Annotated in this window: 26 protein-coding genes; 11 read left to right on the top strand and 15 right to left on the bottom strand. The window is 69.6% G+C overall.

From position 1 onward, the window contains the following. The first annotated feature begins 88 nt into the window (after nucleotides 1–88). Genes ACWA14_RS00660 through ACWA14_RS00645 form a run of 4 tightly spaced genes read left to right on the top strand, consistent with a single transcriptional unit; the run spans nucleotide 89 to nucleotide 3,808 of the window. Nucleotides 89–1,018, top strand: coding sequence for an ABC transporter ATP-binding protein (locus ACWA14_RS00660; protein WP_463795516.1), 930 nt, complete (start codon nucleotides 89–91; stop codon nucleotides 1,016–1,018). Nucleotides 1,019–1,023: 5 nt separating this feature from the next. Continuing rightward, complete coding sequence (locus tag ACWA14_RS00655) at nucleotides 1,024–1,860, top strand: hypothetical protein (RefSeq protein WP_463795515.1); 837 nt, start codon at nucleotides 1,024–1,026, stop codon at nucleotides 1,858–1,860. Further along, nucleotides 1,857–3,119 (top strand): sensor histidine kinase, encoded by a 1,263-nt coding sequence (locus ACWA14_RS00650; RefSeq protein ID WP_463795514.1) that lies wholly within the window; start codon nucleotides 1,857–1,859, stop codon nucleotides 3,117–3,119. The genes ACWA14_RS00655 and ACWA14_RS00650 overlap by 4 nt, the downstream gene beginning before the upstream one ends. Next, nucleotides 3,119–3,808 carry a response regulator gene (locus ACWA14_RS00645; protein ID WP_463795513.1) on the top strand — a complete coding sequence of 230 codons (690 nt, stop codon included), beginning with the start codon at nucleotides 3,119–3,121 and terminating at the stop codon, nucleotides 3,806–3,808. Before ACWA14_RS00650 ends, ACWA14_RS00645 begins: the two co-directional genes overlap by 1 nt. Nucleotides 3,809–3,895: 87 nt before the next feature. On the opposite strand, the gene ACWA14_RS00640 is transcribed toward ACWA14_RS00645, so the two are convergent. From ACWA14_RS00640 to ACWA14_RS00630, 3 genes are read right to left on the bottom strand one after another with little or no spacing between them, the layout of a single operon-like run. After that, nucleotides 3,896–4,267, bottom strand: coding sequence for a rhodanese-like domain-containing protein (locus ACWA14_RS00640; RefSeq protein WP_463795512.1), 372 nt, complete (start codon nucleotides 4,265–4,267; stop codon nucleotides 3,896–3,898). Between the two features lie 32 nt (nucleotides 4,268–4,299). Further along, entirely contained in the window at nucleotides 4,300–5,712 is a 1,413-nt protein-coding gene (locus ACWA14_RS00635; RefSeq protein WP_463795511.1) for an MBL fold metallo-hydrolase, read from the bottom strand. Nucleotides 5,713–5,767: 55 nt separating this feature from the next. Next, on the bottom strand, nucleotides 5,768–5,953 hold the full coding sequence (locus ACWA14_RS00630; protein WP_463795510.1) for a hypothetical protein: 186 nt from the start codon (nucleotides 5,951–5,953) through the stop codon (nucleotides 5,768–5,770). A gap of 102 nt (nucleotides 5,954–6,055) precedes the next feature. Here ACWA14_RS00630 and ACWA14_RS00625 point away from each other — a divergent pair, with 102 nt between their 5' ends. After that, complete coding sequence (locus ACWA14_RS00625; protein ID WP_463795509.1) at nucleotides 6,056–6,349, top strand: metal-sensitive transcriptional regulator; 294 nt, start codon at nucleotides 6,056–6,058, stop codon at nucleotides 6,347–6,349. 36 nt (nucleotides 6,350–6,385) lie between these two features. Beyond that, nucleotides 6,386–6,775 (top strand): hypothetical protein, encoded by a 390-nt coding sequence (locus ACWA14_RS00620; RefSeq protein WP_463795508.1) that lies wholly within the window; start codon nucleotides 6,386–6,388, stop codon nucleotides 6,773–6,775. A gap of 28 nt (nucleotides 6,776–6,803) precedes the next feature. Here ACWA14_RS00620 and ACWA14_RS00615 read toward each other — a convergent pair whose 3' ends face one another. Genes ACWA14_RS00615 through ACWA14_RS00595 form a run of 5 tightly spaced genes read right to left on the bottom strand, consistent with a single transcriptional unit; the run spans nucleotide 6,804 to nucleotide 11,318 of the window. Beyond that, on the bottom strand, nucleotides 6,804–7,583 hold the full coding sequence (locus ACWA14_RS00615) for a DeoR/GlpR family DNA-binding transcription regulator (protein WP_463795507.1): 780 nt from the start codon (nucleotides 7,581–7,583) through the stop codon (nucleotides 6,804–6,806). Then, on the bottom strand, nucleotides 7,580–8,476 hold the full coding sequence (locus ACWA14_RS00610) for a class II fructose-bisphosphate aldolase (protein ID WP_463795506.1): 897 nt from the start codon (nucleotides 8,474–8,476) through the stop codon (nucleotides 7,580–7,582). The genes ACWA14_RS00615 and ACWA14_RS00610 overlap by 4 nt, the downstream gene beginning before the upstream one ends. Continuing rightward, nucleotides 8,473–9,441 (bottom strand): 1-phosphofructokinase family hexose kinase, encoded by a 969-nt coding sequence (locus ACWA14_RS00605; RefSeq protein WP_463795505.1) that lies wholly within the window; start codon nucleotides 9,439–9,441, stop codon nucleotides 8,473–8,475. Before ACWA14_RS00605 ends, ACWA14_RS00610 begins: the two co-directional genes overlap by 4 nt. After that, nucleotides 9,438–10,397, bottom strand: coding sequence for an ROK family protein (locus tag ACWA14_RS00600; RefSeq protein WP_463795504.1), 960 nt, complete (start codon nucleotides 10,395–10,397; stop codon nucleotides 9,438–9,440). The genes ACWA14_RS00605 and ACWA14_RS00600 overlap by 4 nt, the downstream gene beginning before the upstream one ends. Before the next feature lie 24 nt (nucleotides 10,398–10,421). After that, entirely contained in the window at nucleotides 10,422–11,318 is an 897-nt protein-coding gene (locus ACWA14_RS00595; RefSeq protein WP_463795503.1) for an SIS domain-containing protein, read from the bottom strand. A 174-nt stretch (nucleotides 11,319–11,492) separates the two neighbouring features. Here ACWA14_RS00595 and ACWA14_RS00590 point away from each other — a divergent pair, with 174 nt between their 5' ends. The 4 genes from ACWA14_RS00590 (at nucleotide 11,493) to ACWA14_RS00575 (ending at nucleotide 15,380) form a co-directional block, all read left to right on the top strand. Further along, nucleotides 11,493–12,740: an extracellular solute-binding protein gene (locus ACWA14_RS00590; RefSeq protein ID WP_463795502.1), complete on the top strand. Its 1,248-nt coding sequence runs from the start codon at nucleotides 11,493–11,495 to the stop codon at nucleotides 12,738–12,740. Nucleotides 12,741–12,771: 31 nt separating this feature from the next. Continuing rightward, nucleotides 12,772–13,752, top strand: coding sequence for a carbohydrate ABC transporter permease (locus ACWA14_RS00585; protein WP_463795501.1), 981 nt, complete (start codon nucleotides 12,772–12,774; stop codon nucleotides 13,750–13,752). A 2-nt stretch (nucleotides 13,753–13,754) separates the two neighbouring features. Beyond that, nucleotides 13,755–14,678, top strand: a complete 924-nt coding sequence (locus tag ACWA14_RS00580; RefSeq protein WP_463795500.1) for a carbohydrate ABC transporter permease — start codon at nucleotides 13,755–13,757, stop codon at nucleotides 14,676–14,678. A 108-nt stretch (nucleotides 14,679–14,786) separates the two neighbouring features. Then, on the top strand, nucleotides 14,787–15,380 hold the full coding sequence (locus ACWA14_RS00575) for a short chain dehydrogenase (protein ID WP_463795499.1): 594 nt from the start codon (nucleotides 14,787–14,789) through the stop codon (nucleotides 15,378–15,380). 23 nt (nucleotides 15,381–15,403) lie between these two features. On the opposite strand, the gene ACWA14_RS00570 is transcribed toward ACWA14_RS00575, so the two are convergent. Then, nucleotides 15,404–15,703: a chorismate mutase gene (locus tag ACWA14_RS00570; protein ID WP_463795498.1), complete on the bottom strand. Its 300-nt coding sequence runs from the start codon at nucleotides 15,701–15,703 to the stop codon at nucleotides 15,404–15,406. Between the two features lie 79 nt (nucleotides 15,704–15,782). Between ACWA14_RS00570 and ACWA14_RS00565 the strand changes: the two genes are divergently transcribed. Continuing rightward, nucleotides 15,783–17,003, top strand: coding sequence for an AI-2E family transporter (locus ACWA14_RS00565; RefSeq protein ID WP_463795497.1), 1,221 nt, complete (start codon nucleotides 15,783–15,785; stop codon nucleotides 17,001–17,003). 75 nt (nucleotides 17,004–17,078) lie between these two features. Here ACWA14_RS00565 and ACWA14_RS00560 read toward each other — a convergent pair whose 3' ends face one another. The 6 genes from ACWA14_RS00560 to ACWA14_RS00535 form a co-directional block, all read right to left on the bottom strand. Beyond that, complete coding sequence (locus tag ACWA14_RS00560) at nucleotides 17,079–17,996, bottom strand: ABC transporter substrate-binding protein (protein WP_463795496.1); 918 nt, start codon at nucleotides 17,994–17,996, stop codon at nucleotides 17,079–17,081. A gap of 53 nt (nucleotides 17,997–18,049) precedes the next feature. Continuing rightward, nucleotides 18,050–18,784 carry an ABC transporter permease gene (locus tag ACWA14_RS00555; protein ID WP_463795495.1) on the bottom strand — a complete coding sequence of 245 codons (735 nt, stop codon included), beginning with the start codon at nucleotides 18,782–18,784 and terminating at the stop codon, nucleotides 18,050–18,052. After that, on the bottom strand, nucleotides 18,781–19,461 hold the full coding sequence (locus tag ACWA14_RS00550) for an ABC transporter permease (protein ID WP_463795494.1): 681 nt from the start codon (nucleotides 19,459–19,461) through the stop codon (nucleotides 18,781–18,783). Before ACWA14_RS00550 ends, ACWA14_RS00555 begins: the two co-directional genes overlap by 4 nt. Further along, the gene (locus tag ACWA14_RS00545) at nucleotides 19,458–20,339 is read right to left on the bottom strand and encodes an ABC transporter ATP-binding protein (RefSeq protein WP_463795493.1); all 882 of its coding nucleotides are present in this window, start codon (nucleotides 20,337–20,339) and stop codon (nucleotides 19,458–19,460) included. Before ACWA14_RS00545 ends, ACWA14_RS00550 begins: the two co-directional genes overlap by 4 nt. A gap of 64 nt (nucleotides 20,340–20,403) precedes the next feature. Further along, nucleotides 20,404–20,706, bottom strand: coding sequence for a DUF427 domain-containing protein (locus ACWA14_RS00540; protein ID WP_463795492.1), 303 nt, complete (start codon nucleotides 20,704–20,706; stop codon nucleotides 20,404–20,406). Nucleotides 20,707–20,914: 208 nt separating this feature from the next. Continuing rightward, a complete protein-coding gene (locus ACWA14_RS00535) occupies nucleotides 20,915–22,354 on the bottom strand; it encodes a dihydrolipoyl dehydrogenase family protein (RefSeq protein ID WP_463795491.1) in 1,440 nt (479 codons plus the stop codon). Between the last annotated feature and the right edge of the window lie 4 nt (nucleotides 22,355–22,358).

Here is a 22,358-nt window from a genome sequence, read left to right as displayed (position 1 = left end):
GTACTGCCCCGCCCCCGCATTCGGGACTGGAGCCCGATGTGCGCGCGCGGCGGGGTTCGTAGCGTCGTGGGTGAACGAAAGGCAGAACATGATTCGAGTCCACTCACTCACGAAACACTACGGAGGGAAGGTCGCCGTCGGCGGGATCGACTTCACCGCCGAACCCGGCAAGGTGACGGGCTTCCTGGGGCCGAACGGCGCGGGAAAGTCGACGACGATGCGGATGATCGTGGGCCTCGACCGCCCGACGGCCGGGACCGCCGAGGTCAACGGTCGCCCCTACGCGGAGCTGCCCGCACCCCTGCGTGAAGTGGGCGTTCTGCTCGACGCTCGGTCGGCGCACAAGCACCGCTCGGCCTACCGGCATCTGCGGGCGATCGCCGCGACACACGGCATCGGCGCCGCACGGGTGCATGAGGTCATCGACCTGGCGGGCCTGGACGCGGTCGCCGACAAGCGGGTGGGAGGATTCTCGCTCGGCATGAACCAGCGGCTCGGCATCGCGGCGGCACTGCTGGGCGATCCGCAGACGATCATCCTGGACGAACCGGTCAACGGCCTCGACCCCGACGGGATCCTGTGGATCCGCGATCTGCTGCGCCAGCTCGCCGCCGAAGGGCGAACCGTGCTGCTGTCCTCGCATCTGATGAGCGAGATGACGCAGACGGCCGATCATCTCCTCGTCATCGGAAGGGGGGCGATCCTGGCAGACGGGCCCCTGCACGAAGTGGTCTCGGCTGCGACCCGCTCGGTGGTGCGCGTGCGCACGCGAGAGGTCGAGCGCTTGGTGAACGTCCTGACGGGGCCCGAGGTGACCGTGACGACCGGTGCGGACGACACGCTGGAGATCACCGATCTCGACGCGGAGAGCGTCGCGCGTGCGGCATCCGAGGCCGGGATCGTGCTGTACGAGATCGCCACCGTCGAGGGCTCTCTCGAAGAGGCGTACCTCGCGCTGACCGCGCAGGACACGGAGTACCGCGCGATACTGCGGCCGTCGAACGGAGCAGGAGAATGACGACGATGACGACGCACCGGGGGCGCGCGGACGCCCGGACGATCCGTCCGGCGTTCGTCCACGTCGTCCACTCCGAGTGGATCAAGCTGTTCAGCGTGCCGTCCTCCGTCTGGGGTCTGATCGGCATCTTCCTGATCGGAGTCGGCGGCAGTCTGTTCCTCGGTGTCACCCTGGAATCCTCCGGCGTGCCGTCGGAACCCTCGATCGAGCGCACGATGGCCGATGTCACCGTTCCGATGGTCGTGATCGGCCAGATCATCGCGGGCGTGATCGGGGTGATGGTGATCGGCTCCGAGTATGCCTCGGGCGGAGTCCGACCCACCTTCGTCGCCGTTCCCGATCGGCTGCGTGTCCTCAGCGCGAAAGCGATCGTGGCGTTCGCGGCGACGGCCGGCACCGCCGCCATCACCGTCTTCAGCGCGTGGGCGATCACGAGCCCGATCTACGCACAGTTCGGCCTCGCCGCGCCGCTGACCGCACCGGGCGTCCTGCTGGCGCTCGTCAGCTCCGCGATGTACCTCGGACTCTGCGCGCTCTTCGGCGTGGGAGTGGGGACACTCGTCCGGTCGACGACCGCGGGGTCCATCATCGTCTTCCTCACCACACTGCTGCTCCCGGTGGCGGCGTCTCTGCTTCCTTTCGGTCTGATCTCACGAATACTCCGTATCGTTCAGTTCGGGAACGCCGGAGACGCGATGACCAGGATCGGTGCAGAGGGCGGTCCGTTCCTCGACCTGTGGACCGGACACATCAGCGTCGGCGGCGGGTGGTTGATCGCAGTCCTCTGGGCCGTGGTCGCATTCGTGGCCGGCGCGATCGCCCTCAGAACGAGAGACGTATGACGAACAACTCCCTACCCCGCTCGGGCGTCGCCATCACGGCGGCGCCCGGCGTCGGCACCGCCGAGACGGGAAGATCGCGACTGCCCCGTCCGACTCTCGTCCTCCTCGCCGCCTACGCGGCGGTCTCGCTGATCCTGGGATACCTCTCCCTCGAGTCGCCGTTGAAGACCCCGGTCTGGTCGCTGCTGCTGGTCTTCGTGGTCGGACTCGCGATCATCGTGTCTGCGCGGCGGTATCCGGTCGCGTCGTTCATCGCCCTGCTGGTTCTCCTGCCGATGTCGTTCGCCGGCGGGTCAGGCGCAGAGGTGTTGCTGGTCTGCGCGGCCCTGTACGCGAGCGGCGCGCTCTGGCCGGCCGGCCGCGCGTGGGCCGCTTTCGCTCTCGCGGTCGCCTCCTCCGCAGTGGCGGCGCTGATCCTCGCCTTCCGGGTCCGCGTCGGCCCGCCGATCCTGGGCCTGGCGCCGCGCGCGGACACCGAGGCCTGGCCCCTGGACTGGCTCAGCGCCACAGCCGCCGCGATCGTCCTGGCTCTGATCTGCACGCTGGTGGGCGTGAATGTCGGTCACCGTCGCAGCGAGCTCCGCGGGCTCATCGAGCGGGCGGAGCAGCTGCGTCGCGAGCGGGATCAGGAGGCCCATATCGCAGCCGCGTCGGAACGGGAGCGGATCTCCCGGGAGATGCACGACGTGATCGCTCACAGCCTGGCCGTCATGGTCGCCCTGGCGGACGGGGCCCATGCGTCTGCCGCGTCTCGTCCCGAAGAGTCGCGCCGAGCGATCGGACGGGTCGCCGAGACCGGTCGGCAGACGCTCGCCGAGATGCGACGACTGCTCACCTCGGTGCGGGACGATGACCATTCTCTCCCTCACCTCTCCGTTCCGCCCGGCGTCGAGAGGCTGCCCGGGCTGATCGAGGAGTCGCGACTGGCCGGGTTGCCGATCCGTCTCCAGCAGACCGGGACCCTCGCCGCGGATGCCGTCGTCGGCCTCACCGTCTACCGCATCGTGCAGGAGGCGCTCACCAACGTCCTGCGCCATGCTCGCGGGGTCCGCGATGTGCAGGTGGACCTCGCGTTCACCGCGGACGACCTGACGATCCTGGTCGAGGATCGGTCCGACCCCGTACCACCGGTCGCCGATCCCGGGAGAGGTCTCGTCGGCATCCGGGAGCGCGCCGCGTTCTACGATGGTCATGTGGAGGCGGGCCCTCGCCCCGGAGGCGGATGGCGGGTCTTCGTGCACCTTCGGATGGAGTCCTGATGGCCGCAGACGACGCACCTCCGTCTCGGATCCGCGTGCTGATCGCCGACGACCAGGAACTCGTCCGCTACGGGCTGCGGCTCGTGCTCGAAGCCGAGAGCGACATCCAGGTCGTCGGGGAGGCATCCGACGGGGCGGCAGCCGTCGCCGCAGCACTGCGGCTCGCGCCCGACGTCATCCTCATGGACGTGCGGATGCCGGGCATGGACGGCATCGAGGCGACCCGCGAACTCGGCATCCGACTTCCTCGCGCACGGGTGCTCGTCCTCACCACATACGACCTCGACGAGTTCGCGTTCGGCGCGCTCCGCGCCGGAGCAGCGGGATTCCTCCTGAAGAACACCAGACCGGCGGAACTCGTCTCAGCGATCCACACCATCGCGACCGGTGATGCCGTGATCTCCGCCCGCCTCACCTCCAAGCTCATCGAGGTGGCGCTGCCCCAGCTCTCGCCGCGCGATCAGCCGGCTCCCCCGGAGGCGCTCTCCGCGCTCACCGACCGAGAGCGCGATGTCTTTCTCCACGTCGGGAAAGGCTTGACGAACGCGGAGATCGCGCAGGCCCTCCACCTCAGCGAATCCACCGTCAAGGCGCACTTCGGTCGCATCCTCACGAAGCTCGAGCTCCCCAACCGCGTCCAGGTGGTGATCCTGGCATACGAGCTCGGCATCGTGAGGGCCGCCGACTAGATGCCGGTCTTCGCCTTCGGAATCCTGATCGCCGCGATCCGCTCCATCCGCCCTCCGCGCTGAGCGGATGCCTGGGTGGAGCGAGGCTCAGTCGGTCGTCGAGATCGGGAGTCCGGTGGCCGAGGCGGCGGCGTCGAGTGAGCCGAGGTTGGTCAGATCGGTGAAGCCGGCTCGCTCGAGCAGGCTGATCGCTGTGCCGGCCCGATTCCCCGAGCGGCAGTAGATCAGGTACTCCGCCTCAGGATCGAGGTCGGGGATGGCCGCTTCCAGCTCGCCCGCGGTGACGTCGAGGAGCAGCGCGCCCTGCAGGTGACCGGTCTCGTGCTCTGCGGGGGTGCGGACGTCGATGACGATCGCATCCGGATTCAGGGCGGGCTGGGCCGACGGACCGCCGGCGCAGGACGTCAGCGCGGCGACGAGGGCGAAAGCGGACAGGGTGGCGACGGTCAGGCGGCGCATGATCGTCCTTTCTGGAGGAGAACGGGAAGGATTCAGGCGGCGACGGGCACGGCATCCGCGAGGGCGGCCCACGCGGCGTAGCTGCCCTCGATCTCGACGACGTCGTACCCGGCGGCACGCAACGCGCTGGCGGCGACGCTGTTGCGGACGCCGCTCTGGCAGTACGTGAGGATCGTGCCCGCGGTGGGCAGTTCATCGAGGTGCCACATCACGCGCCCCGCGGAGAGCTGCATGGCCCCGGGAATGTGACCGGCGGCGTACTCCGTGCGGTTGCGCACATCGAGCAGAAGCGCGGCGTCGACCCGGTCGAGGTCGGCCGGGGCGATCGTCTTCGGCTTCTCCTGTCGGAGCCCCGCGAGACTCGGGATGAATCCGCTCACGTCATCGATGCCCACGCGCAGCAGGTGGTCGCGGAATCGCTCGGCGGCCTCGGCGGACTCGGCCAGGACGACGAGGGGACGGGACTCCGTCTCCGGGTCGTAGACCCACGCACCGTAGGTCGCGGCCTTCGCCTCCTCGGGGATGTTGAGGGCCCCGGGGACCGTGCCCTCGTGCACCTCCTGATGGTGCCGGGTGTCGACCAGGATGACCCGGCGGTCGTCGAGCGCCGCCTGCAACTCCGACGCGCTGTACTCGGTCAACGCCGCGGGCTCTTCCCGCAGCGCCGGGCCGACCCTGTTCTGCGTCTTCATGCGGGCGAAGTAGGCGTGCGCATCGGGCTGGTCGTTCAGGAGCGCGTCGACGAAGCCCTGCTCGTCGCCCTGCGCGAGGAACGGCGCCCACCACGCGAAGCGGCGCTCGTAGCCGACAGTGGTGGATGGGACCGCACCGAGCGCCTTCCCGCACGCCGAACCCGACCCGTGCGCGGGAAGCACCTGGACGTAATCGGGCAGGGTGAGGAATCGGTCACGCAGGCTCGCGAACAGATCACGCGCACCGGCGAAGCGGGTGTCGACGCCGCCGGCTGCCTCGTCGAGGAGGTCGGGGCGCCCGACGTCGCCGACGAAGACGAAGTCGCCGGTCAGGAAGAAGCCGGGCTCGGTCGCCGCCGCGCCGTCGGTGACGAGGAAGGAGAGGTGCTCGGGGGTGTGGCCCGGGGTGTGCACGGCCTCGAGCGTGATGTTGCCGAGCGCGATGCGGTGCCCGTGCGGCATCCGCGTCGCGCTCGCGAATCCCGCTCCGTAGGACCAGTCCGGGCCGCCCTCGTCGGAGACGTACGGGGTGGCGCCGGTGCGGGCGGCGAGCTCGGCCGTGCCGGAGAGGTAGTCCGCGTGGATGTGGGTCTCGGTGACCGCGGTGATCGTCAGGCCATTCTTCGCCGCGAGGTCGAGGTAGACCTGCACGTCGCGGCGCGGATCGACGACGATCGCCTCGCCGGTGCGCTGACAGCCGATGAGGTAGCTCGCCTGCGCGAGGTCGTCGTCGTAGAGGCGTTCGAGGAGCATGGGGAGTTCCCTTCAGGTCAGGTCGGATCGGCTCGGGTCGGGGTGGTCGGCCGGGTCAGCGACCGAACAGGCGGGTGAGCAGACCGCCTTTCTGCGACTGCGCGGCCTGGATCTCGCTCGGTGTGTGGGAGCCGTTGCACCAGTCCGACGTCGGCACGCTCTTGCGCACGGAGGCCACGTGCTGGCCGCAGCCGGTCCACGTCGTCTTGCCGCACGTCCTGCACTTCACTGCTTGACACATGTCGACCCCAATCTGACGGATACCCCGGGGAGTATTTACCGGACGAGACAAACTATACCCCCGGGGGTATAGTGGATGTCAAGTTCCAGACCAGGAGGACCGATGAGTGCAGCGTCAGACGACGTCGAGGTGTTCGCCCACGATGCGGAAGCCAAGCGAAAGGTCGCCAACCGGCTGAAGCGCGCGCAGGGACAGCTCGCCGCCGTCATCACGGCCGTCGAGACCGACGCGCACTGTCGCGACATCGTGCAGCAGCTCGCCGCGGTGTCGAAGGCCCTCGACCGGGCGGGCTTCCTGGTGATCTCCACCGCGCTGCGCGAGTGCCTCACCGACCCCGACGGCGAGGGACGCACCGACCCCGAGGAGCTGGAGAAGCTCTTCCTGTCTCTCGCCTGAGCGCGGCCGACCCCTGCCGATCTCTACGATGGAGTCATGCCGTCGCTGGACACCCTCGCCCTGATCGGAGAGGTGCTGTCCTGGATCGGCTTGGGGATCGGCCTCCCGCTGCTGCTGGTGGCCCTGGTGGTCCGCCTCGCGGAGGGCGAATGGCGCGAGATCGACATCGCCGTCATCGATCGCGACGGCACCCCGACCGCACGCTGGTTCGCCGGCGGCGACTTCCACGAACGGCCGCTCCGACGCGACGAGGTCGGGCTCGCGGACGACGGATGGGGCACGGGATTCGTCAGCGCCCACGACCCGTCTCGCGCGCGGCTGGGAGAGCCGCCTCACCTGCGGCGCGTCCTCCGCACCCTGGGCATCGTGTTCTCCGGCGTCGGCCTGCTCGGCCTCATCGGCTCCCTGCTGCCGCTGTTCCTCTGAGCGCCGGCACCGCCGACCGACTCGCCGCTCAGCTCGCGAGCAGCACCTCGTGGCCGGCGGCGCGCAGCGCGGCGACGGCCTCGGCATCCGCCCCGGCATCCGTCAGCACGGTCGGGAACAGCTCGACGCCGCCCACGGCCGCGAAAGCCGCGATACCGAGCTTGCTGCCGTCGGTGACGACCACGGCGCGTCGCGCGCGCTCGGCCATCATCCGGTTCACGGCCGCCTCGCGTTCATCGTGCGTGCTGGCGCCGGAGAGCGCATCCATGCCGTTCACCCCGATGAAGGCGATGTCGAGCCGCACGCCGCGCAGCAGCTGCTCGACGAACGGGCCGACGAGCTCGTAGCTGCGGGAGTGGATGACGCCCCCGGTGACCACGACCTTGATGTCGGGGCGCGTGGCGAGCTGGGCGGCGATGTTGACGGCGTTCGTGACGACCGTGATGCCCGCCCCGGCCGCGAGGTCCTCCCGCGCGGCGAGCGCGGCGGCGATCGCCGTCGTGGTGGTGCCGCCGGAGAGTCCGACCACCATGCCCGGGGCCACGAGTGCGGCAGCCGCCTGGGCGATCGCGGCCTTCTGCTGCGTGCGGAGGTGGCTCTTGTACCGGATCGGCAGCTCGTACGCGACGGTCTCGGCGACCGCTCCCCCATGCGTGCGGGTGAGCAGGCGCTGCTCCGCGAGCGAGTCGAGGTCGCGGCGGATCGTCGCGGGCGAGGCGTCGACCTGCGCCACCAGTTCGTCGACCGTGACCTCACCGCTCTCGGCGAGGAGGTCGAGGATGGCGTTCAGCCGCGCCGCGCGTTTCATCCCGCCACCGTATCGCCCCCGACGAGCGCACCCCGATCGACCGCGAACAGGCGCAGCAGTCGGGCGGCCTCGGCGGCGAGCGCCTCGCGCGCGGGGGTGAGGTACTTGCGGGAGTCGACGAGCGCCGGATCGGCGTCGAGCGTCGCGCGGATCGCCCGGGTGAAGAACCCGTTGAGGTGCGTCGAGACGTTGATCTTGGTCATGCCCGCGCGCACGGCATCGGCGATCATCGCGTCCGCGACACCGGAGGATCCGTGCAGCACGAGCGGGACGGGTCCCCCGTCGGCGGCACTGTGCCGGAGGGCGGTGCGCAGTCGGGCGATCAGCTCGAGGTCGAGCGCGGCCGTGCGGTCGGTCATGGCGTGCGAGGAGCCGACCGCCACGGCGAGCGCATCCACACCCGTCGCGGCGACGAAGGCGCGGGCCTCGTCCGGATCGGTGCGCACACCGGGCGCGTGGGCGCCGTCCTTCCCGCCCACTTCGCCCAGCTCGCCCTCGATGTACACGCCCGCGGCCCGGGCTCGCGCGGCGACCTCGGCGGTGAGTGCCACGTTCTCGTCGTACGGCAGAGCGCCGCCGTCGAACATCACGGAGCCGAAGCCCAGCGCGATCGCCTCGTCGACCAGTCCGGGGCGCTCGGCATGATCGAGGTGCACCGCCACGGGAGTCTGCGCGCGGCGGGCCAGCGCCAGGGTCGCGAGCGCGATCGGCTCGAGGCCGCCGTGATAGTCGGCGCAGTTCTGCGAGATCTGCAGGATGACCGGCAGCTCGGCGAGGGCCGACGCATACACGAGCGCCTCGGCGGTCTCGAGATGGAGCACATTGAAGGCGCCGATGCCGGTGCCGGCCGCAGCGGCGGTCGAGACGAGGTCGCGCGCGGAGACGAGGGTCACGCAGGGTCCTTCCGGAGGGAGGGGGCAGGGGAGGAAGCGAAGGAGGCGGGGTCGGGGCGCGAGACGATCAGCTGCTGCGCGAGCTCCGGCCAGGTCGGCGCGATGTCGCCCGCGAGCGGCATCAGCACCGCGGCGGCCGACCACGCGGTGGCGCGGCGCAGGAGGGCCTCGGGATCGTGCTCGCCCGTGTCGAACAGGTGGGCGATCGCGGCGACGGCGGCATCCCCGGCACCCGTGGGGTTGCCCGCGAGCGGCACGTCGAGGCGGGCGTGCAGCAGATCGGATGCCGTGACCGCCAGCATCCCGTCGGCTCCGAGCGAGAGCAGCACGAGGGCGGCGCCGCGGGAGAGGAGCTCCCGCGCCCCCGCGATCGGGTCGGAGAGACCGGTGGCCTCGACGAGCTCTGCGCGGTTCGGCTTCAGCACCGTCGCCCCGGCATCCGCGGCCCGCAGCAACGCGGGACCCGAGGTGTCGACGATGACGGTCGCGCCCGCATCACGACCCACGGTGATCAGCACGGGGAGCAGGGACTCGGGTGCGCCGGGCGGCAGGCTTCCGGAGAGCACCAGCACCCCAGCGCCGGCCACGGTGTCGACGACCGCCGCGACCACGGCGGCCCATTCGGCGTCGCTCGGGTTGACCCCGCGTTCGTTGACGACCGTGGTGTCGCCGAGCGCGGCGTCGACGATCGCGATGCTGCGACGCGTGGCCCCCGCGACCGGCACCAGGGTGTGGGGCACGCCGCTCGTGCGCAGCTCCTCAGCGAACTCCTCGCCCGTTCGCCCACCCACGGTGGTGAGGGCGCGCACGGCGGCGCCCTGCGCGTGCACCACGCGCGCCACGTTCAGCCCCTTGCCGCCGGCACGGGAGGCGCCGGCATCCGCCCGATGCGTGTCGCCGACCGTGAGCGCGTCGACGTGCCAGGTGAGGTCGAGGGCAGGATTCGGGGTGACCGTGAGGATCATGTCAGCTCCCTGGCGCGCAGCGCGGCGCCGAGCAGGCCGGCGTTGCCCGAAAGCTCCGCCGGGACGATCACGGGCAGGCGGTGGAAGCTCAATCGCGCGGCCAGCCGCACGCGCAGTGCGTCGAACAGGGCACCTCCGGCCCGCGACAGACCCCCGCCGATCACGACGGCCTCCGGAGCGAAGACGGCCGTGATCTGGGCGAGGGAGAGGGTGAGCGCGTCGAGCGCGGACTCCCAGATCTCGGCGGCCACGGCATCCCCGGCGGCGGCGCGGGCGATCACGTCTCGCGCGCCGTCCGGCACGACGCCGGTGGCATCACGATAGCGGCGGGCGATCGCGCCGGCCGAGGCCACGGTCTCGAGACACCCCCGCGCGCCGCACGCGCAGACGGGCCCGTCGGCCACGGGCGAATGCCCGATCTCACCCGCGTACCCACCAGAGGTGTAGGCCTCTCCGCCCACGAGCAGGGCGCCCGCGATCCCGGTGCCGATCACGAGCATGACCGAGTTCTCGTAGGCCCGGGCGCCGCCCAGGCGATGCTCGGCCCAGCTCGCCGCGCGCACGTCGTGATCGAACGCGACCGGCAGGTCGAGCCGGGCGCCGGCCAGGTCGCGCAGCGGAGAGTCGTGCCATCCGAAGTTGCTCGCGAACACGCCGAGTCCGGCGTCGGCATCCACGATCCCCGGCACCACGAGCCCCGCCGCGTGCGGGTGCACGTCGGGATGCTCGGCGCGCAGCTCGGCCGCGAGCACACCGAGGCGCGCGATCACCACGTCGGTGCGATCGCCCTCGCTCGGGGGCGTGGGCGTGCGTCGGAGCCCGAGCACCCGCCCGTCCGCGTCGAACAGCGCCGACTTGATGTCGGTGCCGCCCACGTCGAACGCGAGCACGGGGGCCCCGGCGCCGAGCGAGTGGCCCGAGGGTCCCGCCGTCGCCGTGTCGTCAGGCCTGGTCATCAGCGGATCCGATCGTGCTCTCGGTCATGCATCCAGGATGACGGATCGGGTGAGGTTGCGCGGCTGGTCCGGGTCGAGCCCGCGTGCGACCGCGCGGTCGAGCGCGACGCGGTGCAGGCGTGCGAGGTCGGCCAGGGGGTCGATCGGGTGCTGCACGAAGCGCGCCCCCGTCGCCTCGACCTGCGCCGCGAGACCGTCGGGGGCCTGCCCGAACTGCCAGGTGACCCGGCCGGGAGCGGCGATCGCGAGCGGACCGTGGCGGTACTCCATCGAGGGGTAGGACTCGGTCCAGGACTGCGAGGACTCCCGCATCTTCAGCGCGGCCTCGTGCGCGAGGCCGATCGTCCATCCGCGACCGAGGAACGTGTACTGCTCGGCGTCGCGCAGCTCGTCGTCGATCGGCGCGGCGAGCGCGGCGGCGGCGTCGGCGATGGCCGGGGCGAGGTCTTCGCCCAGCGCGGCGCGGAACAGGGCGAGGGCCGTGGTCGCGAAGCGCGTCTGCACCACGGACTGCTCATCCGCGAACGGCAGCAGCACGGCCTCGTCGACGAGGGAGACGAGCGGCGACTCGGGGTCGCCGATCACACCGATCGTGCGCACCCTGCCCTTGATGCGCTCGACCAGTTCGAGCACCTCGGTCGTGGTGCCCGATCGCGTGAGAGCGACCACGGCGTCGTAGCCGCGGTCGATGAACGACTCGGATGCCGCGAAGGCATCGGTCTCTCCCTGCCCGGTGCTCTCGCGCAGGGCGGCGTAGGACTGTGCCATGAACCACGACGTGCCGCATCCGACGACCGCGATGCGGGCGCCCGCGGCGGGGAGCAGCGCCTGGGCGTCGCGCATTCCCGCGACCTCGGCCCAGGTGTCCGGCTGAGAGAAGAGCTCTTGGCGCATGTGCGCTCCGGGCAGCGGTTCGGTCATCGTGACACCTTTCTCGAGAATCTTTGCACGTTTGTGATTATTTAATGTCTGTTTCGATCATAGTATGACCATCACTGAACCAGTTCACAGGAACTTCTTGATTTGTATATGAGCCTGACAAATAATCAGGAAGGTTCCAGCCTGCACCATCACACAGTGAGGAAAGCAACACTCATGAAGAAGTCACTGCGATTCGGCGCCGTCGCTCTCGCGGCCACCGCCACGCTCACACTCGCCTCGTGCGGATTCGGCGGCTCCACCGGAGACAGCGGCGGCGACGCCGACGGGGCCACCACGATCGACCTGCTCGTGCCCAGCTACTCCGACGCCACGAAGGCCAACTGGGAAGCCGTGATCACCGGCTTCGAAGACGCCAACCCCGACATCGACGTCGAGCTCGAGGTGCAGTCCTGGGACAACCTCGAGAAGGTCGTCTCCACCAAGATCCAGGCGGGCGAGGCACCCGACATCTACAACGGCGGACCGTTCGCCGGCTTCGTCGGCGACGAGCTCCTCTACCCGGTGGAGGAGGTCGTCTCGGAAGACACCTACGCCGACTTCCAGGAGTCGTTCCTGGCGAACGCCGAGGTCGACGGCACCGCCTACGCACTTCCGCTGATCGCCTCGGCCCGCGCACTGTTCGTCAACAACGCCCTGCTCGCCCAGGCCGGTGTCGAAGCTCCGACCGATTGGGACTCCCTGCTGGATGCTGCGACCAAGGTCAGCGCCCTCGGCGGCGGCGTCGCCGGCTACGGCATGCCCCTCGGATCAGAAGAGGCCCAGGCCGAGGCGGCCGTCTGGCTGTGGGGCGGCGGCGGATCGTTCGGCGACGCGTCCGAGATCACGATCGACACCCCGGAGAACCTCGTCGGTGCCGAGCAGATCAAGAAGATGATCGACGCCGGTGCGACCCAGTCCGACCCCGGCTCCACCCAGCGTTCGCCGCTGATGGACATCTTCATCCAGGGCAAGATCGGCATGCAGGTCGGCCTCCCGCCGACGGTCGGCCAGATCGAGGAAGGCAACCCCGACCTCGACTACTCCATCGTGCCGATCCCGACCGAGGACGGCTCGCCCTTCACCCTCGGCGTGATGGACCAGCTGATGGCGTTCCAGAACGACGACGACAAGAAGGACGCGATCACGAAGTTCTTCGACTACTACTACTCGGCAGACGTCTACGTGCCGTGGGTGCAGGCCGAGGGCTTCCTCCCCGTCACGAAGTCCGGCTCCGAGGCACTGGCCGGCGAGGAGGCCCTCAAGCCCTTCCTCGACGTGCTGCCCGACGCGCAGTTCTACCCGTCCACCAACGCCAGCTGGTCGGCGGCCGACGGCGCGTTCAAGTCGCTGTTCGGTCAGCTGCAGTCGAAGCCGGCGCAGGACGTCCTGACCGAGATCCAGGCCCAGGTCGACGCGGGCTGAGTCCCCCAGACGGAGAGGTTCGGGTATTCCCATGAGCCAGACGAAAGAATCCTCGAACCTCGCGGGGGCGGCCCACGGCCGTCCCCGCACTCCGGGCGGCGCCGACCCGCTGCGGGGCAAGCCCGCCGGAGCGCGTGCCAAGGACCTGCTCCAGGCGCTGCCGTGGATCGCCCCGGCGCTGCTGCTGATCATCGGTGTCGTGCTGTTCCCGGCGGGAGTGATGTTCTTCAACTCCACGCGCGACATCTCGCTGTCTGGTCTGGACAAGGGGTCGGTCGGCTTCGACAACTTCGCGACCGTCTTCGGCTTCGCGGAGTTCTGGCCGATCATCGGCCGCACGATCATCTGGGTCGTGTCGGTCGTCGCGTTCACCGTCGTGATCTCGCTCGGGCTCGCGCAGATCCTGAACAAGGCGTTCCCCGGTCGCCAGTTCGTGCGGATGGCCGTGATCGTGCCGTGGGCGGCCTCCGTCGTGATGACGACCATGGTCTTCTACTACAGCCTCGAGCCGTACTTCGGGGTGTTCAACAAGTTCCTCTACGACATCGGCCTGTCCGACGATGCGGTCGGCTACGGGTGGACGAAGAACCCCGCGACCGCGTTCGCCTGGTCGATCGTGATCGCCGTCTTCGTGTCGCTGCCGTTCACCACCTACACGATCCTCGCGGGACTCCAGTCGGTCCCGGCGGATGCCATCGAGGCCGCGAAGATGGACGGCGCCGGCCCCGCCCGCACGTACTGGTCGATCGTGCTCCCGCAGCTGCGCAGCGCGCTGGCCGTGGCGATCCTGATCAACATCATCAACGTGTTCAACTCCCTGCCGATCCTGAAGGTCATGACCGGATCGATCCCCGGCTACGGCGCGGACACGATCATGACCATGATCTTCAAGTACATCGAGCTGCAGAAGAAGGTCGACGTCGCCAGCGCTCTGTCCGTCGTCGCGTTCCTCATCGTGATCGCGATCGTCGCGGCCTACGTGAAGATCGTCAAGCCCATGAAGGAGGTCTGATCGTGACCGTCACCGAGACCGAACTCGTCACCACCGCGGGCCCCGGCGCTCGCGCCCCGAAGGTTCCCGGACGCACGCGCCGCTACACCGAGGACCAGGTGACGCTCCCCCGCGTCATCCTGCGCATGGCCGCCGGATTCCTGGTGCTCGCGATCTTCGTGCTGCCCTACCTGATCATGTTCTTCGGATCGGTCAAGACCAAGTCGCAGATCCGCTCGGTCGATCCGACCTACCTGCCGATCGAGTGGCACTGGGAGAACTACCTCTCGATGTGGTCGACCCCCGAGACGCCCCTGCCGTACAACCTGATCTCGACGGTGATCATCGCGGTGTTCGCCACGCTGCTCGTGCTGGCCGTGTCCCTCCCGGCCGCGTACTACACGGCGCGGTTCAAGTTCCCGGGGCGCATGGTGTTCCTGTTCCTCGTGATCGTGACGCAGATGCTGCAGCCGGCCGTGCTCACCTCGGGTCTGTTCCGCCAGTTCACCGTCCTCGGCCTCAGCGACACCTGGGCCGCGATGATCTTCATCAACGCCGCGTTCAACCTGTCCTTCGCGGTGTGGATCATGCACTCGTTCTTCGCCGGGATCCCGAAGGAGATCGACGAGGCCGCCCAGATCGACGGGGCCGGACGCTTCACGGTCCTGTTCAAGATCAACCTGCCGCTGGTGTGGCCGGGCATCGTGACCGCGATCGTGTTCACCTTCGTCGCCTGCTGGAACGAGTTCGCGGCCTCTCTCGTCATCCTCTCCACCGACAAGAACCAGCCGCTGTCGGTCGCCCTGACCAAGTTCGTGGGGCAGTACGAGACGAGCTGGCAGTACGTGTTCGGTGTCTCGATCGTCGCGATCCTGCCCGTGGTCATCCTGTTCATGCTGATCGAGAAGCGCCTGGTCGGTGGATTGACCGCCGGCAGCGTGAAGTAGGAATCGGGGGCGCCGCGGTCGGCCGCGTCGCCCCCGCGCCCTTCCGGGATGACAGACTCGGAGGGGCGTCCGGACGGATGCCGCGGCACACCGGGAGGACACACCATCATGCAGGCACTCGTCATCGGCGCGACCGGAACCATCGGGAAGATCGTCGCGACGGCGCTCGAGTTCCGGGGTCACGAGGTCATCCGCGCCTCCCGCAGCAGCGAGCAGCCGGTCGACGTGACCGATGCCGCCTCCGTCCAGGCCCTGTTCGAGCGCGTCGGAACCGTCGATGCGGTCGTCGTCGCCGCCGGTTCCGTGCCCTTCCGGCCGCTCACCGAGCTCACCCGCGACGACTACGCCGCAGCGTTCACCGGCAAGACGCTCGCGCAGATCGAGATCGTCCGTCAGGCGCTCGCGCATGTGGTCGACGGCGGGTCGATCACCCTGACCAGCGGCGTGCTCGCGCGCGAGCCGATCGCCACGGGTGCCGCCGCCGCGATGGCCAACGGCGCCCTCGAGTCGTTCGTGATCACGGCTGCCGCCGAGGCGCCCCGGGGCATCCGCATCAACGCGGTCTCGCCCGATGTGCTGGCGAGCTCGCCCGGCTACCACGCCGCCTTCCCCGGTCAGCGTCCGGTCACCGACCAGGAGGTCAGCGACGCCTACGTGCGCTCGGTCGAGGGGATCGTGAACGGCCGCATCCTCGCGGTCTGAGACCCGGTCCCGGGCGGGCGGGCTCAGCGCCCCTCGGCCGCCTCGGTGTGGTGGCGGATGACCTCGGCCACCACGAAGTTGAACCACTTCGCGGCGAACTCCGGGTCGAGGTGCGCGTCTTCCGCGAGGGCGCGCAAGCGAGCGACCTGCTGCTCCTCGCGTCCGGGGTCGGATGCCGGCATGTCATACTCGGCTTTCAACTGACCGACCTGCTGGGTGGCACGGAAGCGCTCGGCGAGCATGAAGATGAGCGCGGCGTCGATGTTGTCGATGCTGGCGCGAAGGCGGAGCAGTTCGGCCCGGGGGTCGTCAGCGGCAGTCATGCCACCACTCTAGGGCCGCGACCGCGCACAGCGGAGAGATGGTCCGGGGTCGCGGGCATGCCCCCGCTATCGTGATCCCATGAGCAATGACGAGTCGCCGATGCCCGCGCCGGTCGAGAACAGCGACGACGCGACGGGTGCCCCCGGCTCCGACACGAGCGCCGCGGCGACACCGGCCGCCACCGCCGAGGCGACCTCCCCCGCGACCGAGCGACCACGCCCCGTCGAGGCGATGACGCCGAGCCGGTCGTTCTGGACTCGCATCGACAAGCCGTTCGTGTTCGGCTTCCTCGCGACGCTCGGCGGTCTGGCGGCGATCGTGCTCGGGCTCGCCCTCGCGAACCTGTCGACCGTGCTCATCTACATCGCACTCGCGCTGTTCGCCGCGCTCGGTCTCGACCCGGCGGTGCGCCTCCTCGAACGACGCGGCCTGTCGCGCGCGATGTCGGTCGTGGTCGTGATCCTGGCGCTGATCGTGGTGATGGGCCTCATCCTGTGGATGGTCCTGCCGATCGTGATCGCGCAGATCGCCAGCTTCGTGCGCTCGGTGCCCGGCACGATCCGGGACTTCACCCGCAGCGACCTCTACGCCACGCTCGACCGGCAGTTCGGCGACCAGTTCCAGAGTCTCGTCTCCGACGTGCAGTCCTTCCTCACCGACCCCGGCAACATCGCCAGCATCGGCGGCGGAGCCCTGCAGGTCGGCGCCTCCATCGCCTCCGGCATCTCGGGCGTCATCGTGGTCCTCGTGCTCACGCTGTACTTCGTGGCCACGCTCCCCTCCATGAAGAAGGGGCTGCTGAGCCTGGCGCCGGCGCGCGACCGCGCCCGTGCGAGCGACATCACCGAGCAGATCACCGATTCGGTCGGCGGCTACGTGATGGGGATGGTGATCCTCGCGTTCTTCAACGCGATGCTCGCCTTCCTGCTCTACTTCTTCCTCGGTCTCCCGTTCCCGCCGCTGATGGCGACCGTCGCGTTCTGCATCACGCTGATCCCGCTCATCGGTCCGGTGACGTTCTGGATCATCGGGACCGGCCTGGCCCTGCTCACCGATCCGCTCGGCGCCCTGATCTTTGCCGTGATCTACCTGATCTACATGCAGGTCGAGGCGTATGTCATGACGCCCCGGGTCATGAACCGCGCGATCGCGGTCCCCGGATCGCTCGTCGTCATCGGGGCCCTGGCCGGCGGTACCCTGCTCGGCCTGCTCGGCGCCCTGGTCGCCGTGCCGGTCGCGGCATCCATCCTCATCATCATCAACCAGGTGCTGGTCCCGCGACAGAACGCCCGCGTCTAGGGGCTCCGGCAGACGCAGACGTGCCCGGACCCATCGGGCCCGGGCACGTCGGAGACACGACGTCAGACGGTGGACTCAGCCGAGGTCGTTGTCCGCCAGCCACTTCTTGGCGATGTCGGCCGAAGACTGCTGGTCGACCGTGCTGAGCACGTTGAGCGAGACGAGCTCCTCGGCGGTCAGCTTGGCACTGATCGCGTTGAGCACCTCGGACACGTCGTCGGCGATGTCGCTCGAGACGATCGGCACGACGTTCGACGAGATGATCAGGTTCTTCGGGTCTTCCAGAGCGACGATGTCCTCGGTCTCGAAGGCCGGGTCAGCCGTGTAGATGTCGGCGACCTGGATCTCTCCGGCGAGCAGCGACTCGAGCGTCGTCGGGCCGGTGGCCGAGAACGCCAGGTCGACGCCGTAGACCTCCTTCGCGGCGGCCGGGTTGTACGGACGCTGCTCGAACTCCGGCGGGGCGCCGATCGTGACCTGCGAGGTGACGTTCTTGAGGTCCTCGATCGTGGTGAGGTCGTTCTCCTCGGCGAAGCTCTTGAGCACCGTGTACGTGTCCTGGTCGGACGCCTCGGCGTAGTCGAGTGCGGTCAGGCTGTCGGGGAGCACCTCGGTGAGGGCGGTGTAGACGTCTTCCGGCGAGGTGACGTCGACCTCGTCCTCCGAGAGGTACTCCAGCAGGCTGCCGGTGTACTCGGGGAAGACGTCGATCGCGCCGGACTCGACCTCGGGCATGTACGCGTCGCGCTGTCCGATGTTGAGCTGCTTCTCGACCGTGAAGCCTGCACCCTCGAGTGCCTGGGCGTAGATCTCGGCGATGATCTCGTTGGAGTAGTACCCCTGCGAGCCGACGACGATCGTGTCGGACGAGCCGGACCCGGTGTCCTCCGTCGGCTCGTCGAGCGGGTTGCCGCCGCAGGCGGAAAGGGCGAGTGTCGCTGCGGCGACCAGGCCGACGGCGAGGACGGAGCGCTTGCCTCGTGCTGTGAACATGGACTTCCTCTTCTCTGGGACTTCTTCTGATGCTGTGAGTGCGGGACGGAGGATCAGGCGGGGGATGCCGCCGGCGCCGGTGCCGGGGTGAGCGGACGGGTGCGCCGACGCGCGGGACGACCGGTGCGGAGTCCGTGCGGGACGGCCGCCTTCTGTGCGGTCGCGAGCAGCAGGTCGACGAGCAGCGCGAGGACGGCCACGATGAGCGCGCCGCCGAGGACCTGGTCGAAGCGACGCAGCGGGATGCCCTGGATGATCGGCCAGCCGAGCCCCCCGAGGTTGACGTAGGCGGCGATCGTGACGGTCGCGATGACCTGCAGCAGGGCGGCCCGGATGCCCCCGACGAGCAGCGGCAGCCCGAGGCGCACCTCGACCTTCCAGAAGATCTGCCACTCGGTCATGCCCATGGCCCGCGCCGCGTCGATCACGCGGCGGTCGATCGCCTCGAGGCCTGTGTAGGCACCGGCCAGGAGCGACGGGATCGCGAGGAGCACGAACGTGGTGATGGCGGCCTCGGGAACGCGCAGCACCCCGAGCACGAGCACCAGCAGCACCATGAGGCCGAAGGCCGGGATGGCCCGCGCCGCGCCCGAGACGGCGACCGCGATCTCGCGACCGCGACCGGTGTGACCGATCAACCATCCGAGCGGGAGGGCGATGATCGCGGCGATCAGGACCGAGATCGCGGTGAGGGCGAGATGCTCGCCGAGGAGCTTGGGCAGGGCGTAGTTCCCGGTCCACTGCTCGGGGGCCAGCATCCAGGCGATGGCGTCTGTGAACAGATTCATGCGGCGGCCCTCACGGGAACGGTGCGGCTCGCGGTGACGCGACTGGTCGCCCTCGTCCACGGCATCAGCGCGCGGCCGATCAGCAGCAGGATCAGATCGATCACGAGCGCGATGATCACGACCGCGACGACACCGGCCAGCACCTCGGCGATGATGCGGCGCTCGAGCCCGTTCGTGAACAGGTAGCCGAGGTTGGTCACGCCGATCAGGATGCCGACGGTCGCGAGCGAGATCGTGCTGACCGCGGCGACGCGGAGTCCGGCCAGGATCACGGGCCCGGCGAGCGGGAACTCCACCGCCCAGAAGCGGCGGAACGGCGCGAAGCCGGTGGCGGTCGCTGCCTGGCGGACGCCGTCGTCGACCGAGTCGAGGCCGTCGGCGACCGCGCGCACCAGGATCGCCACGGCGTAGATCGTCAGGGCGATCACGAGATTGGTCTGACTGATCGCGGAGTAGCCGAGTGTGGCCGGCAGCAGGATCAGCAGAGCCAGCGACGGGATCGTGTAGAGGAGTCCGGTGAGCACGATGATCGGACCGCGCACGAGCCGGTAGCGCCACGCCACCCAGCCGAGCGGCAGCGAGAGCACGAACCCGAGCACGATCGGCACGATGCTCTGCCGCAGATGCACCAGCGTGAGGTCGAAGATCAGCCCGAGATTGTCGGTGACCCAGTTCACGGAGCGCTCCCGGGCACCGACCCGTCGACAGGCCCGGTGACGGACGAGGCGGCATCCGTCTCGGGCTCGGCGACGATCGCTCCCTGCGTCCGCCCCTCGGAGTCGACCACGACGGTGCCGTGCGGCGTGTGCTTCAGGCGCAGTGCCCGCCGGCCGCGATCGGCGCCGATGAACGCCGAGACGAAATCGTCGGCGGGATTCTCGATGATCTCGCTCGGACTGCCCACCTGCACGATGCGGGCGCCCTTGTCGAGGATCACGACCTGGTCGCCGAGCAGGAACGCCTCGTCGATGTCGTGCGTGACGAACACGACCGTCTTGTCGAGCTCGTGCTGCAGACGCAGGGTCTCCTGCTGCAGGTCGGCGCGGACGATCGGGTCGACGGCGCCGAAGGGCTCGTCCATCAGGAGGATGTTCGGATCGGCCGCGAGGCCTCGCGCCACCCCGACGCGCTGCTGCTGCCCGCCCGAGAGCTGGCTGGGGTAGCGGTCGGCGAGCGCCTGGTCGAGGCCGACCGTGTCGAGCAGGGTGCGCGCCCGCTTGTGGGCTTCCTGCTTCTTCACCCCGGTGAGCCGCAGCACGGTGGCGACGTTGTCGATCACCGAGAAGTGCGGCATGAGCCCGGAGTTCTGCATCACATAGCCGATGCGGCGGCGCAGCTGCACCGGATCGCCGACCAGGACGTTCTCGCCGTCGATCTCGATGTCACCCGAGGTCGGTTCGACCATGCGGTTGATCATGCGCAGGAGTGTGGTCTTGCCACACCCGGAGGATCCGACGAAGACCGTGGTCTTGCGGGAAGGAAGGACGAGGTTGAAGTCCTCGACGGCCACGGTGCCGTCGGGGAACTGCTTGGTGACGTGGCGGAATTCGATCATGGCTGGACTCCAGTCGGTCGATCGACGAGGCGTGCATCGGCGCCACGGCGCCGGCAGACGGACGTCACTGAGAGATCTCGACGCTCGGGTCGAAGGCGACGTAGCCGGAGAAGTCCGTGCCGACGCGGTCGAACGCAGAGGGGTAGGGGGTGGGGTACGACCAGGCGAGATCCTTGTGGAGCGCGTCGTCGACCTGGATCGAGAAGTACTGGGCGTCGCCCTTCCAGGGGCACCGGTAGGCGGTGGGGCTCTCGACGAGCGCACCGGGCGTGATCGATGCGGGCGGGAAGTACCAGTTCCCCTCGATCTTCACGAGATCGCCCTCTGCGGCGTCGGCGATGACGGTTCCTGCGAGTACAGCCTTCATGGTGGTGCCTCCTCGGATTGAGATTCGAGCGTATAAGAGGTCGACGACATTCACGCGAGGCTTGCGCGAGGGGCCGTCAATGTGAGAAACAAACCGTTCCCACCTGCGGGCACGCGGAACTGCGGGGCGCGCCCGCTCTCTGTTCGGAGCGGGCGCCGGAACGGATGCCGTGCGACCGCATCCGTTCCGGCATCCTGCCCCGCCAGGGTCATGCCGACGCTCGGCCGTAGGTCTCGAGCAGACGGAGCCAGATCTCGCTCACCGTCGGGTAGGAGGGGACCGCGTGCCACAGCCGCGAGATCGGGACCTCGCCCACCACCGCGATCGTCGCGGCATGGACGAGTTCCGCGACCTCCGGACCGACGAAGGTCGCCCCGAGCACGACGTCCCGCTCGGTGTCGATGACCAGACGCGCCTGGCCCTCATAGCCGTCCTCGTAGAGACTCGCGCCGGCGATGCCGCCCAGGTCGTAGTCGACCACCTGGATCGTCCGCCCGGCCTCGCGCGCCGCGCTCTCGGTCAATCCCACCGACGCCACCTCGGGGATCGAGAAGGTCACCTGCGGGGTCGCCGCGTGATCCGCCGTTGCCACGTGGCGGCCCCAGTCGGCGTCGTCCACCGTCTCGCCCTTCGCACGGGCGACGATCACGTCGCCCGCCGCGCGCGCCTGGTACTTGCCCTGATGCGTCAGCAGCACCCGGCCGTTCACGTCGCCCACGGCGTACAGCCAGTCGGATCCGGGAACGCGCAGCGTGTCATCCGTCTCGATCCAGCGTCCGGGCGTCAGACCCGCGATCTCCAGACCGATGTCGCCGCTGCGGGCCGAACGCCCTGTCGCGGCGAGCACCTCGGTCGCGACGACCGTCGATCCGTCGGCCAGGGTGATCGTCACGCCGTCGTCACCCCGGTGCACCGCGGTGGTTCCCGTGTCGGTGCGCACCGTGACGCCCAGCTCCCGGAGCCCCGCCGCGACACGTTCACCGGCGAACGGTTCCATGGACGCCAGCAGCGCCCCGCGCGCGATGAGGGTGACCGTCGAGCCGAGGGCCGCGTAGGCGGTGGCCATCTCGACGGCCACGACACCGCCGCCGATGATCGCGAGCGAGTCCGGAAGCTCCTCGGCGCTCGTCGCCTCGCGGCTGGTCCACGGGGAGGCCTCGCGCAGTCCGTCGATCGGCGGGATCACGGCATCCGACCCCGTGCTGATCGCCACCGCGTGCCGGGCGCGCAGCACGCGCGTGCCGCCGTCCACGTCGGTCACGGTGACCTCGCGCTCGCCTGTCAGCCGGCCGTGGCCGCGGGCCAGGTCGATGCCCGCCGAGTCGAGCCACTTCACCTGTCCGTCGTCCGACCAGTTGCTCGTGAACGAGTCGCGTCGGTCGAACACCGCGCGCACGTCGAGGCCGCCGGTCACGGCCTCCTTCGATCCGGCGACGTGCTGCGCCGCCCGCAGCGCCTGCGCCGAGCGGAGCAGTGCCTTCGACGGCATGCAGGCCCAGTACGAGCACTCCCCGCCGACGAGCTCGCTCTCCACGATGATCGCGGTCAGCCCGCCCTGCACGGCACGATCGGCGACGTTCTCTCCGACCGGTCCCCCGCCCAGAACGATCAGGTCGTACTCGTCGGTCGATGTGTTCTCAGCGCTCATGCCT

It is taken from the genome of Microbacterium sp. TW_SC_2 (assembly GCF_055361165.1).
The sequence above is the reverse complement of the archived record's forward strand: the minus strand, read 5'-3'. Positions and strand labels throughout refer to the sequence as shown.